The following is a 13216-nucleotide window of genomic DNA, read 5'->3' on the forward strand; positions in this document are numbered from 1 at the left end:
ACCTTGCCCTCGGCCAGCGTCACCCGCCGGTCCATGCGCGAGGCTAGCTCGTGGTTGTGGGTGACGATCAGCGCCGCCAGCCCCGATTGCCGGACCAGCGCTTCCAGCGCGTCGAAGACATAGGAGGCGGTCGTCGGATCGAGATTGCCGGTCGGCTCGTCGGCCAGGAGCACCAGCGGCGCATTGGCGACGGCGCGGGCGATGGCGACACGCTGCTGCTCGCCGCCGGAAAGCTCGGCCGGCCGGTGCTGCGCGCGCTTGCCGATCTGCATGTAATCCAGAAGCTGTGCCGCCCGCTCCGACGCCTCCTTGGGAGGAAGCCCCTTGATCAGCTGCGGCATCATGATGTTCTCGAGCGCCGAGAATTCCGGCAGCAGATGATGGAACTGGTATACGAAGCCGATATCGTTGCGGCGGATCGCGGTTCGCTCTTCGTCGGAGAGCCGGCCACAGGCGCGGCCGGCGAGGATCACGTCGCCAGCATCGGGCCGCTCCAGCAGTCCCGCCGTATGCAGCAAGGTCGACTTGCCGGAACCCGATGGCGCCACCAGCGCCACCATCTCGCCGCGCCTCAGCGAAAAGTCGGCGCCGTTCAGAATGGTGAGCTTGCGCGGCCCCTGGACATAGTGCCGCTCGACGCCCTTCAGCTCGATAATGGCTTCGGCCATCATTCGTACCTCAAGGCTTCGACCGGATCGAGCCGGGCGGCCCGCCAGGCCGGAAACACCGTCGCAATGAAGGACAGGCCCAGCGCCATGATGACGACATAGGTCGTCTCGCGCGGATCCATCTTCGCCGGCAGCTGGCTGAGAAAATAGAGCTCTGGGTTGAACAGGATCCTGCCGGTCATCCACGAGAAGAACTGGCGGATCGATTCGATGTTGATGCAGATGACGACGCCGAGCAGCACGCCGGCGAGCGTGCCGGTGACGCCGATCGCCGCCCCCGTCATCAGGAAGATGCGCAGGATCGCGCCGCGCGAGGCGCCCATCGTGCGCAGGATGGCGATGTCGTGGCCCTTGTCCTTCACCAGCATGATGAGGCCCGAAATGATGTTGAGCGCCGCCACCAGCACGATCAGCGTGAGAATCATGAACATGACGTTGCGCTCGACCTGCAGCGCCGAGAAGAAGGTCTCGTTGCGCTGGCGCCAGTCGACGAGGTCGACCGGCCGCTGCGCCGCCTGCTCGACCAGCGGCTTCAGCGCATCGACATTGTCGGGATTGTCGACATAGATCTCGATGGTCTGCGCGCGCCCGTCCATGTTGAAATAGAGCTGCGCTTCCGAAAACGGCATGTAGACGATCGAGCTGTCATATTCCGACATGCCGACCTCGAAGATCGCCGCCACCTTGTAGCCCTTCATGCGCGGCGTCGTGCCGAGCGGCGTTACGTCGCCGTCCGGCGAGATCAGCGTGATGGTGTCGCCGAGCACCAGCCCGAGGCTTTCCGCCATGCGCTTGCCGATCGCCACGCCCTCGCCGGTGTCGAAACCGTCGAGCGTGCCCTGCTTGATGTTGCTGGAAACGATCGAGATCTTGCCGAGGTCCTCGCCGCGGATGCCGCGCACCAGGGCGCCCGTGCCGCCGCCGACATTGCCTTGCGCCAGCACCTGGCCGTCGATCAGCGGGATGGCGTATTTGACGCCTGAGACGCCGTTGATGCGGCTCGCTACCTGGGCGTAGTCCTCCAGCGGCGAATCGAGCGGCTGCACGATGAGATGGCCGTTGACGCCAAGGATACGGGTGAGCAGCTCGGCGCGAAAACCGTTCATCACCGCCATGACGACGATCAGCGTCGCGACGCCGAGCATGATGCCGAGGAAGGAGATGGAGGCGATGACCGAGATCACCGTCTCCTTGCGCCGCGAGCGCAGATAGCGCCACGCCACCATGCGTTCGAAGCCGGAAAAGGCGCCCGCCCCTGACCTGGCCGCTGTCGCCGCCTCGCTCATGCGGCGATACCCAGGCGTTTCCTGGCCTCGGCGATCGGCAGCGTCTCGCGCTCGCCCGACTTGCGATTCTTGATCTCGACCTCGCCCGCCGCCACGCCGCGCGGACCGACGATCACCTGCCACGGCAGGCCGATCAGATCCGCGGTGGCGAATTTGCCGCCGGGCCGCTGGTCGGTGTCGTCATAGAGCACGTCCTTGCCGGCCGAGGTCAGCGCCGCATAGAGCTCATCGCAGACGCGGTCGCATTCGGCGTCGCCGACCTTCATGTTGATCAGGCCGATGTCGAAGGGCGCCACCGCCTCCGGCCAGATGATGCCGTTCTCGTCATGGCTCGCCTCGATGATTGCCGCGACCAGGCGCGACGGGCCGATGCCGTAGGAACCGCCGGACGCATAATGGTCCTTGCCGTCGGGGCCGGTCACCTTGGCGTTCATTGGCTTGGAGTATTTCTCGCCGAAATGGAAGATATGGCCGACCTCGATGCCGCGGGCCGAAAGCCGGTCGCTTTCGGCGACTTTCTCCCAGGCAGCCTCGTCATGCATTTCGTCGGTGGCCGCGTAAGGCGTCGTCCACTTCTGCACGATGCCGCCGATCTCGGCATCGTCGGAGAAGTTGGTGTTCGCGCCAGGCACGTCGAGCGAGAGATAGGCGCGGTCGCAAAACACCTGGCTCTCGCCGGTCTCGGCCAGGATGATGAACTCGTGGCTGAGGTCGCCGCCGATTGGGCCGGTGTCGGCGCGCATCGGAATGGCCTGCAGGCCCATGCGTGTGAAGGTCCTGAGATAGGAGACGAACATGCGGTTGTAGGCGGCCTTGGCGCCTTCGAAACCGAGGTCGAAGGAATAGGCGTCCTTCATCAGGAACTCGCGTGAGCGCATGACGCCGAAGCGCGGACGCACCTCGTCGCGGAACTTCCACTGGATGTGGTAGAGATTGAGCGGCAGGTCCTTGTAGGACTTGACGTAGGCGCGGAAGATCTCGGTGACCATCTCTTCGTTGGTCGGACCGTAGAGCATGTCGCGATCCTGCCGATCCTTGATGCGCAGCATCTCCTTGCCGTAGTCGTTGTAGCGGCCGCTCTCGCGCCAAAGATCCGCCGACTGGATGGTCGGCATCAGGATTTCCAGCGCGCCGGCGCGGTTCTGCTCCTCGCGGATGATCTGGCAAACCTTGTCCAGCACGCGCTTGCCCAATGGCAGCCACGAAAAACTGCCCTGCCCCTGCTGGCGGATCATGCCCGCGCGCAGCATCAGCCGGTGCGAGACGATCTCGGCCTCGCGGGGGTTTTCTTTGAGGATGGGCAGGAAGTAGCGCGACAAACGCATGGACTGGTCCGTGAATGAAAATGGCGGCGCGGGGGAATCGGCGCAACCGAGGCTGCTTGCCCGGGCTTCATAGCCATTTCATGGCCGAATGGAAACCCGAGTGCCCCAAAGTATCGGGCCTTCTGCTCCTTACCAAAAAGGCGATTTTGGCCGCAAAGTGCCGCAAATGGCTTTTTGATCGATTCACAAGCAAGCCTTGCCGCACTATTGTGCAGTGCAGCACGATATTGCCCGTTTCCGGGCAAAATTCTTCGTGACATTTTCACCTGCCTTGGTCTAGTGTGCGCCGATAACCGAGAGGGCGGAGAAAAATCTGCTCTCCTACGCGGTCAAAGTCTTGGGAGGATGCGATCTAGGCGCGGTAACTCGCTGCCGCCGGACACCGGAAACGGATCGGACGCGTTTAAATTGCAAGGCCTCGTGCCTTGCATTTTTTTTGTGCAATCATCTGCTTAGCCCAGCCCTCTGCCAAACAGCTTGACAGTCCCGCGCTCGCGAAAATCGGAAGCCGGCTTCCGATCTCAACCCCTGCGCGCATGCTTCGCAATACTTGCGGAGACTGTGTCCTCGGCGTCAGTGATGGGTATTCGGACTAAAGTCCGGCATGATCCGCATGATGTCGTCGAAGCTGAACCCCAGGCCCATCGTCAGGCCGTAGAGAATACCCATCACGACCACCGTCACGACCGTCGCGCGCAGGAAGGCGCGCCGCATATGCGGCCCGCGCGGCGCGCTGGAAACCGTGCCAAGCGTGACATCCCTGTCGTCGTCCTGCGTGCGCAGGCTGAACGGCAGGACGATGAACAGCACCAGCCACCAGGTGACGAAGAACAGCGCCGCGAACAGGACCCAGTTCATGCCTGCTCCAGCTCGACAAGCGTGCCGAAGAAATCCTTGGGATGCAGGAACAGCACCGGCTTGCCATGCGCGCCGATCTTCGGGTTGCCGTCGCCCAGCACGCGGGCGCCGCCTTGCTTCAAATGATCGCGCGCGGCCAGGATATCGTCGACCTCGTAGCAGACATGGTGCATGCCGCCCGAAGGGTTTTTCTCGAGAAACGCCGCGATCGGCGAGGCATCGCCCAGCGGCTCCAGCAACTCGATCTTCGTGTTGCCGACATCGACGAACACCACCGTCACGCCATGCTCCGGCAGCGCCTGCGGCGGACTCAATCGCGCGCCCAGCATATCGCGATAGGCGGCCGACGCCGCAGCCAAATCCGGCACGGCAAGCGCGACATGGTTCAGGCGTCCAAGCATAAAGCGCTCCGCTTTTAGGGGAGTAAGGCAGTAAGGAAGTAGGGAAAACAAGATTGAAGAAAGCGAGTACTCGTTCCTCCCTTGCTGCCTTACTGCCTTACTCCCCTATTCCCTTATTCGTCACCGCGTGACGAACACCGTCACCAGCGGCTTCTTGCCCCAGGCCTCGTTGGCGGCGGCGCGCACGGCGCGGCGCACGGCTTCCTGCACCAGGTCAAGGTCTTTTCGACGCTGGCGCGGAATGGAGTCCACCGCGCCGATTGCCGCATCGAGCATCAGGTCTTCCAGCGTCTCGCCGCTGGCATCCGCCTCGGCCACGCCGATCGCCACCAGGTCGGGATCGCCGGCAAGCTCGTATTTGTCGTCGAGCACGACATTGACCGCGACATGGCCGGCGAAGGAGAGCTTGCGGCGGTCGCGTATGCCCATCGCCTGGTCGGTGCCGATCAAGTACCCGTCCTTGTAGAGACGGCCGAACGGCAGCTGGTCGATGATCGTCGCCGGGCCGGGCCAGAGTCTGAGCATGTCGCCGTCGCGCACCTGCGCCACCTGGCCGATGCCTGACATCGACATCAGCGAGCCCTGCGCCACCAGATGCGCCGCCTCGCCATGCACGGGAACGCCGATCTGCGGCCGCACCCATTCATACATCTTGCGCAATTCGCTGCGGCGCGGATGGCCCGACACATGCACAAGCGCGTCGCCATCCTCGATGATCTTCATGCCGAGGTCGATCAGCCGGTTCTTGATTTCCAGGATCGCCCTCTCGTTGCCGGGAATGGTACGCGAGGAAAACACCACCGTGTCGCCGGCCGTCAGCGCCACCGACTTCATCTCGTCGCGCGACAGCTTGGCCAGCGCGGCGAGCGGCTCGCCCTGGCTGCCGGTGCAGATGATCACCAGGTTCTCGCGCGGGATATAGCCATAGTCTTCCTCGGCGATGAACTCCGGCAGGCCGTCCATGTAGCCGAGCTCGCCCGCCACATCGATGACGCGCTTCAGCGAGCGGCCGAGTACCAGGCACTGCCGGCCGGCATCGCGCGCCGCGCGCGCTATCGAGACGATGCGCCCGACATTGGAGGAGAAAGTGGTGACCGCGACGCGGCCCTTGGCCTTCTCGATGACGCCCTTGAGGCCCTCGCCCACCGCCACTTCCGACGGCGACTCCCCTTCCCTCAGCGCGTTGGTGGAATCGCAGATCAGCGCCAGCACGCCCTTGTCGCCATAGGCGCGGAACCGCGCTTCGTCGGTCTTCGGCCCGATCGTCGGTTCGGGGTCGATCTTCCAGTCGCCGGTGTGGATGCGGTGCCGGCCGGTGTGGTGATCGCCAGCGACATTGGTTCGGGAATCGAGTGCGCCACCGGAATGGCCTCGATCTCGAAAGGTCCGATGGTGAATTTCTCGCCGGCCCGGTAGATCGACGCCGGGATCTTCGGCGCGTTCTGCTCGCCCTGCCGCTTGGCTTCGAGCAGGCCTGCGGTGAACGGCGTCATCCAGACCGGCGCCTTGAGCCTTGGCCAGATATCGAGCAGCGCGCCGTAATGGTCCTCATGCGCGTGGGTGATGACGATGCCGCGCAATCCGTCGATGTTCTCCTCGATGAAGCGCGTATCGGGCAGGATGAGATCGACGCCGGGATGCGCGCTATCGGGAAAGGTGACGCCGACATCGACGACGATCCATTCGCGCGCATCAGCGGGCCCAAAGCCGTAAAGGGCGAAATTCATGCCGATCTCGCCGACGCCACCCAGCGGCGCGAAGACGAGTTCGGCGTTTTCTCTATTCGCCATGAATTCTTTCCTTCCTGGCCGTCAGGCCAAGCCGTTGGAGCAATTCCGGGAAAACCGTAGTCAATGACTTCGTCCGGAACGGCGCAAAATAAAACTATACCCGGGCCGAGGCGACAGCGCCGAAATGCACGTCGCCCGCCGCGATCGTCAAAACCGATCCTTCATCGTCGCGGATCACGAAACGGCAGTCCTCGTCAATGGTCTCGAAGACGCCGCGCACCACATTGCCGTCAATTCTGACAGCAACCTCGCCGCCAAGCCCCGCCGCGCGGGCAAGCCAGCGCTTTCTGATGGCATCGAGCCCGCGCCCGTCATCCCACATCCGAGCATTCTCGCTCCAGGCATCGGAAAGCGCCAGGAACAGCATTTCGGCATCGCAATCTGCGCCGAGCGCGCTAAGCGAGGTCGCTGGATAAGGCAAGTCCTCGGGATAAGCCACGACATTGACGCCGATGCCGATGGCGACCGCGAAACGGCCGCCTTCCAGCATCGCCGATTCCAGCAGGATTCCGGCAAGCTTGGCGCCCGAGGCCAGCACGTCATTCGGCCATTTCAGCTCGAAGCGGTTGCGCCCCTGGCTCGCGCCATCCAAGGCGACGGCGATCCGGCCTTTCGGCACGACGGCGTCGAGCGCGTCGGCCAGCGCCAGCCCCGCGACGAAGCCAAGGGTTGCTGCCAGCCGCAGCTCGCCGCCCGGGACCAGGAGCAGTGTCGCCGCAAGATTGCCTTCCGGCGTCGCCCAGGCGCGCCCGCGCCGGCCGCGGCCGCTCTCCTGCTTCTTCGACACGACCCATAGCCTGCCGGGATCGCCGGCGCGCGCGTGCTCCAACGCCAGCGCGTTGGTGGAGCCGACGCTGTCATGCGCCTCGAGCCGGAACCCCTCCGACGCCGCGGTTGGAGCCAGCCGAAACGCCATCCCGTCAGAAGAAGGTCTTCGCGGCGGCTTCGGCATAGCTGCCGATCGGTCCGCCGATCAGCACGTAGAACAGCACGAAGGCGCCGCTGACGCCGAGCACGAGGCGCAGCTCGCTGGCCATCGGCACGAAACCGCCGACAGGCTCGTCGAACCACATGATCTTGATGATGCGCAGGTAATAGTAGGCGCCCACCACCGAGGCCAGAACGCCGATGATCGCCAGCGCGTAGAGATGCGCGTTGATGGCCGCGAGGAACACATACCATTTCCCCCAGAAGCCCGCGAGCGGCGGAATGCCGGCCAGCGAGAACATCAGGATGGTGAGGATGGTGGCCATGACGGGGTTGGTCGAGGCGAGACCGGAAAGGTCGCTGATCTGCTCGACATTGCCTTCCTTGCGCCGCATGGCCAAGATGAAGGCGAAGGTGCCGAGCGTCATCACCAGGTAGATCAGCATGTAGATGGCGACGCCGCGCACGCCGGCCTGGCTGTTGGCGGCAAGGCCGACCAGCGCGTAGCCCATATGGCCGATCGAGGAATAGGCCATCAGGCGCTTGATGTTGGTCTGGCCGATGGCCGCGAACGCGCCGAGCGCCATCGAGGCGATCGAGATGAAGACGACGATCTGCTGCCAGTCCGAAGCGATCGGCTTGAAGGCGCCCATGGTGACACGCACGATCAGCGCCATCGCCGCCATCTTCGGAGCCGCGGCCAGGAAGGCGGTGATCGGGGTCGGCGCGCCCTCATAGACGTCCGGCGTCCACATGTGGAACGGCACGGCCGAGATCTTGAAGGCGAGGCCTGCGAGCACGAACACCAGGCCGAAGACGAGGCCGAGCTGGCGCTCGCCGCTGCCAAGGGCCGTCGCGATCTCCTGGAAGCCGGTGTTGCCGGTATAGCCATAGACGAGGCTGATGCCGTAGAGCAGCATGCCCGAGGACAGCGCGCCGAGGACGAAATATTTCAGGCCCGCTTCGGTCGAGCGCAAATTGTCGCGGTTGATCGCCGCCAGCACATAGATCGCCAGCGATTGCAGCTCGAGCCCGAGATAAAGCCCGATCATGCCGTTGGCCGAGATCATCAGAAGCATGCCGAGCGTGCAGAGCAGCACCAGGACCGGGAATTCGAACTTGTCGAAATGCTCCTGACGCGCAAAGCGCATCGACATGACCAGCGAAACCGCCGATCCGATCAGCGCCAGAATCTTCATGAAGGCGCCGAAGGCATCCTGCACGAAGGCGCCGCCATAGGCAGCGCCTTGCCCGCCGGAGAAGGCGAGCCAGAGTCCGGCCACCACCAGCACGAGGACCGCCAGGCCGGTCACCGTCATGGTGTTGTTGGAGCGCGAATAGGCTCCGATCATCAGGAGCACCAGCGCGCCGACAGCGAGGATCAGTTCCGGCGTCGAGAGCGAAAGGCTGGAGAGAAGGTCCGGCGTCATGGTCTATTCCCCAGTCAGTTCGCCGCCGCGGTCTGCGCGGAATTGATGGATGCGGTGACGTTGGTGACGAGCGCCTTGACCGATTGGGCCGTCGCGTCGAACACCGGCGCCGGGTAGACGCCGAAGAAGATGACCAGCACCACCAGCGGATAGATGATCGCCTTCTCGCGCGGCGAAAGATCGAGCAGGTTCTTCAGGCTGTCCTTGGTCAGCGCGCCGAAGATCACCCGGCGATAGAGCCAGAGCGCATAGGCCGCCGACAGGATGACGCCGGTCGCGGCGAAGAACGCCACCCAGGTGTTGACCCGAAACACGCCGAGCATGGTCAGGAACTCGCCGATGAAGCCGCTGGTGCCCGGAAGGCCGACATTGGCCATGGTGAAGATCATGAACACGGTCGCGTATTTCGGCATGTTGTTGACGAGGCCGCCATAGGCGTCGATCTCGCGCGTATGCATGCGGTCGTAGATGACGCCGACGCACAGGAACAGCGCGCCCGAGACGAGGCCGTGGCTGAGCATCTGGAAGATCGCGCCCTGCACGCCTTCCTGGTTCATGGCGAAGATGCCCATGGTCACGAAGCCCATATGGGCGACCGACGAATAGGCGATCAGCTTCTTCATGTCCTCCTGCATCAGCGCCACCAGCGAGGTGTAGATGATGGCGACGACCGAGAGGGTGAACACCAGAGGCGCGAACATCGCCGACGCTTCCGGGAACATCGGCAGCGAGAAGCGCAGGAAGCCGTACCCGCCCATCTTCAAGAGGATGGCCGCCAGGATGACCGAGCCCGCCGTCGGCGCCTCGACGTGGGCATCAGGCAGCCAGGTGTGCACCGGCCACATCGGCATCTTCACCGCGAAGGACGCGAAGAAGGCCAGCCACAGCCAGGTCTGCATGTTGGCCGGGAACTGATGCGTCAGCAGTGTCGGGATGTCCGTGGTGCCCGACTGGAAGAACATCGCCATGATAGCGAGCAGCATCAGCACCGAGCCGGCGAGCGTGTAGAGGAAGAACTTGAACGAGGCATAGACGCGCCGCTTGCCGCCCCACACGCCGATGATGATGAACATCGGGATCAGGCCGGCCTCGAAGAAGACGTAGAACAACACGATGTCGAGCGCGCAGAACACGCCGATCATCAGCGTCTCGAGGATCAGGAAGGCGATCATATAGGCCTTGACCCGCTTCTCGATCGCTTCCCAGGAGGCGAGGATGGAAAGCGGCATCAGGAAGGTCGTCAGGATGACGAACAGCATCGAGATGCCGTCGACGCCCATGTGGTAGGAAATGCCCGAATCCAGCCAGGCGTATTTCTCGACGAACTGGAAGCCGGCCTGCGAATTGTCGAAGCCTTTCCAGATGAACAGCGACACCAGGAAGGTGAAAGTGGTCGTCGCAAGCGCGATGCCGCGGATGTTGCGGCGCGCGTTTTCGCTGTCGTCGCTGATCGGCAGAATGAAGAGAACACCAACCAGCGGCAGGAAGGTGACCAGCGAGAGGATTGGCCAGTCGGTCATCAGAGCATCATCCAGGTGACGAGAGCGGCCACGCCGATCAGCATGGCGAAAGCATAGTGGTAGAGGTAGCCGGTCTGCAGCTTGACGACGCGGTTGGTGACGTCGACGACGCGCGCCGAGATGCCGTCGGGGCCGAGCCCGTCGATGATCGTGCCGTCACCGGTCTTCCACAGGAACCTGCCGAGGCGCTTGGCCGGCTGCACGAACAGGAAGTCGTAGAGCTCGTCAAAGTACCATTTGTTGAGCAGGAAGGCGTAGAGCAGGCGGTGGTTGGCGGCGACGCTGCGGGGCAGTTCCGGCGAACGGATATAGAACTTCCAGGCAACCAGCAGGCCGATCACCATGGCCACGAATGGCGCCAGTTCCACCCAGAGCGGCAGCTCGTGGATCTCGTGCAGGATATGGTTGTCCGGCAGCGTGAACAGCGACGCCTTCCAGAATTCGGCATAGCCCTCGCCGATGAAGGCGCCGTGGAAGATGATGCCCGCGAACAGCGCGCCAGCCGCCAGCACATAGAGCGGCACCAGCATCACCGGCGGCGATTCATGGACATGGTGCATGACCTCGTGGCTGGCGCGCGGCTCGCCGTGGAAGGTCATGAAAATCAGGCGCCACGAATAGAAGCTGGTGAAGCAGGCGGCGACGACCAGCAGGATGAAGGCAAAGCCGGCGACCGCATTGTGGCTGGCGAAGGAGGTCGCGATGATGGCGTCCTTCGAGAAGAAGCCTGCAGTGCCGATCACCGTCGCCGGGATGCCGACGCCGGTCAGCGCCAGCGTGCCGACGATCATCATCCAGTAGGTCGTCGGGATCAGCTTGCGCAGCCCGCCCATCTTGCGCATGTCCTGCTCGTCGGACACCGCATGGATGACCGAGCCGGAGCCGAGGAACAGCAGCGCCTTGAAGAAGGCGTGCGTGAACAGATGGAAGATCGCCGCGCCATAGGCGCCGACGCCGAGCGCCACGAACATATAGCCGAGCTGCGAGCAGGTCGAATAGGCGATGACGCGCTTGATGTCGTTCTGGACGAGGCCGACGGTCGCCGCGAAGAAGGCGGTGAAGGCGCCGATGAAGGTGACGACGGTCAGCGCCGAATGCGACAGCTCGAACAGCGGCGAAAGCCTGGCCAGCATGAACACGCCGGCGGTCACCATGGTCGCCGCGTGGATGAGCGCGGAGACCGGCGTCGGGCCTTCCATGGCGTCCGGCAGCCAGGTGTGCAGCGGCACCTGCGCCGACTTGCCCATGGCACCCATGAAGAGCAGCAGGCAGACCACGGTCAGCGCCGTCTGCTTGTCGAGCGCATGGCCGAGGAAGGTGAGCACGGCAGCACTCGCCGGCGCGCCTTCGGCCGGCAGGAATGATGCCGCATTGGCAAACACGGTGCTGAGATTGACCGAGCCGAACAGCACGAACACGCCGAAGATGCCGAGCGCGAAGCCGAAGTCGCCGACGCGATTGACGACGAAAGCCTTGATCGCCGCCGCATTGGCCGACGGCTTCTTGTACCAGAAGCCGATCAGCAGGTAGGAGGCGAGACCGACGCCTTCCCAGCCGAAGAACATCTGGATGAGGTTGTCGGCGGTCACCAGCATCAGCATGGCGAAGGTGAACAGCGACAGATAGGCGAAGAAGCGCGGCCGGTTCGGATCGTGGTGCATGTAGCCGATCGAATAGATGTGAACCAGCGCCGACACCGTGTTGACGACGACCAGCATCACCACCGTCAGCGTGTCGATCCTCAGCGCCCAGGAGGCATCGATGCCGCCCGACTGAATCCAGCGCAACACCGGCACCGTGAACACCTCGCCATGGCCGAAGCCGACGGTGAAGAACGCGATCCAGGACAGGACAGCCGCGATCACCAGGAAGCCGGAGGTGATGTATTCGGAAGCCTTGGCGCCGAGCGAATTGCCGAACAGGCCGACAATCAGGAAGCCGAGCAGCGGAAGGAAGACGATAGCCTGATACATGATGGTTTCCGTCAACCCTTCATCGCGCTCACGTCTTCGACCGCGATCGAGCCGCGGTTGCGGAAGAAGACGACAAGAATGGCAAGACCGATCGCGGCTTCGGCGGCCGCGACCGTCAGCACGAACAGGGCGAAGACCTGTCCGACGAGGTCGTGCAGCGCCGCCGAGAAAGCGACGAAATTGATGTTGACCGCGAGCAGGATGAGCTCGACCGACATCAGGATGACGATGATGTTGCGGCGGTTCAGGAAGATGCCGAACACGCCGAGCGTGAACAGGATCGCCGATACGGTCAGGTAATGTGCAATGCCGACGACCATCTCAGATGCCCTCGCCCGTTTTAACTTTGCGGATTTCCATGCCTGTCGCCGGCGTGCGTCCGACCTGCGCGGCGATCGACTGCCGCTTGACGCCCGGCTTGTGGCGCAACGTCAGCACGATGGCGCCGATCATGGCGACCAGCAGCACCAGGCCGGAAATCTGGAAATAATAGAGGTAGTCCGTATAGAGGATGTCGCCGAGCGCCGCCGTGTTGGAACGCGTGGCGAGGTCCGGCGTCGCCTTGGCTACCGTCGAGGCCAGCTGCGGCGCGAATGTGTAGCCGCCGAGCACGATGATCAGCTCCGCCGCCAGGATCAGCCCGACCAGTGCGCCGATCGGCGCATATTGCAGGGCGCCCTGCTTCATCTCGGCGAAGTCGACGTCGAGCATCATGACGACGAACAGGAACAGCACCATCACCGCGCCGACATAGACGACGAGCAGGATCATCGCCAGGAACTCGGCGCCGGTCAGCATGAACAGGCCTGCGGCGTTGAAGAAGGTGAGGATCAGGAAGAGCACCGAATGCACGGGGTTGCGCGACGAAATGACCATGAAGGCCGACGCCACGGCGATAAAGGCGAAGAGGTAGAAAAAGGCCGCCTCTAGTCCACTCAGCATGGGTTCCCCCGGGTTCCAAATTTCGACTCCGACCCGCCTCCGGTTCGAAACCGCGTGTTCCTTAGACGGACGACGTTGCGCCGTCCACTTTCTTGT

General features: G+C 63.5%; 11 protein-coding genes and 1 pseudogene. All 12 read right to left on the minus strand.

What is annotated here, in order from left to right:
- Positions 1-671: ABC transporter ATP-binding protein (locus EOA23_RS09940; RefSeq protein ID WP_189341567.1), on the minus strand; the 671-nt coding region annotated here is incomplete at its 3' end.
- A complete protein-coding gene (locus EOA23_RS09945) occupies positions 668-1954 on the minus strand; it encodes a lipoprotein-releasing ABC transporter permease subunit (protein ID WP_042643138.1) in 1287 nt (428 codons plus the stop codon). The genes EOA23_RS09945 and EOA23_RS09940, both read right to left, overlap by 4 nt.
- On the minus strand, positions 1951-3279 hold the full coding sequence (gene proS, locus EOA23_RS09950) for a proline--tRNA ligase (RefSeq protein ID WP_127303790.1): 1329 nt from the start codon (positions 3277-3279) through the stop codon (positions 1951-1953). Before proS ends, EOA23_RS09945 begins: the two co-directional genes overlap by 4 nt.
- A gap of 573 nt (positions 3280-3852) precedes the next feature.
- Positions 3853-4137 carry a DUF1467 family protein gene (locus EOA23_RS09955; RefSeq protein ID WP_042643142.1) on the minus strand — a complete coding sequence of 95 codons (285 nt, stop codon included), beginning with the start codon at positions 4135-4137 and terminating at the stop codon, positions 3853-3855.
- The gene (gene mce / locus EOA23_RS09960; RefSeq protein WP_127303791.1) at positions 4134-4538 is read right to left on the minus strand and encodes a methylmalonyl-CoA epimerase; all 405 of its coding nucleotides are present in this window, start codon (positions 4536-4538) and stop codon (positions 4134-4136) included. Before mce ends, EOA23_RS09955 begins: the two co-directional genes overlap by 4 nt.
- 120 nt (positions 4539-4658) lie before the next feature.
- Positions 4659-6328: pseudogene (locus tag EOA23_RS09965) on the minus strand (ribonuclease J).
- A gap of 94 nt (positions 6329-6422) precedes the next feature.
- Positions 6423-7244: a biotin--[acetyl-CoA-carboxylase] ligase gene (locus EOA23_RS09970; RefSeq protein ID WP_127303792.1), complete on the minus strand. Its 822-nt coding sequence runs from the start codon at positions 7242-7244 to the stop codon at positions 6423-6425.
- A 4-nt stretch (positions 7245-7248) separates the two neighbouring features.
- Positions 7249-8685, minus strand: a complete 1437-nt coding sequence (gene nuoN, locus EOA23_RS09975) for an NADH-quinone oxidoreductase subunit NuoN (protein ID WP_127303793.1) — start codon at positions 8683-8685, stop codon at positions 7249-7251.
- Positions 8686-8699: 14 nt separating this feature from the next.
- On the minus strand, positions 8700-10205 hold the full coding sequence (locus tag EOA23_RS09980; RefSeq protein ID WP_127303794.1) for an NADH-quinone oxidoreductase subunit M: 1506 nt from the start codon (positions 10203-10205) through the stop codon (positions 8700-8702).
- Entirely contained in the window at positions 10205-12178 is a 1974-nt protein-coding gene (nuoL, locus tag EOA23_RS09985; protein WP_127303795.1) for an NADH-quinone oxidoreductase subunit L, read from the minus strand. The genes EOA23_RS09980 and nuoL overlap by 1 nt, the downstream gene beginning before the upstream one ends.
- Before the next feature lie 11 nt (positions 12179-12189).
- Complete coding sequence (gene nuoK, locus EOA23_RS09990) at positions 12190-12498, minus strand: NADH-quinone oxidoreductase subunit NuoK (RefSeq protein WP_040982022.1); 309 nt, start codon at positions 12496-12498, stop codon at positions 12190-12192.
- 1 nt (position 12499) lies between these two features.
- Positions 12500-13120 carry an NADH-quinone oxidoreductase subunit J gene (locus EOA23_RS09995; protein ID WP_042643163.1) on the minus strand — a complete coding sequence of 207 codons (621 nt, stop codon included), beginning with the start codon at positions 13118-13120 and terminating at the stop codon, positions 12500-12502.
- Between the last annotated feature and the right edge of the window lie 96 nt (positions 13121-13216).

It is taken from the genome of Mesorhizobium sp. M2A.F.Ca.ET.042.01.1.1 (assembly GCF_003997405.1).
GTDB lineage: Bacteria > Pseudomonadota > Alphaproteobacteria > Rhizobiales > Rhizobiaceae > Mesorhizobium.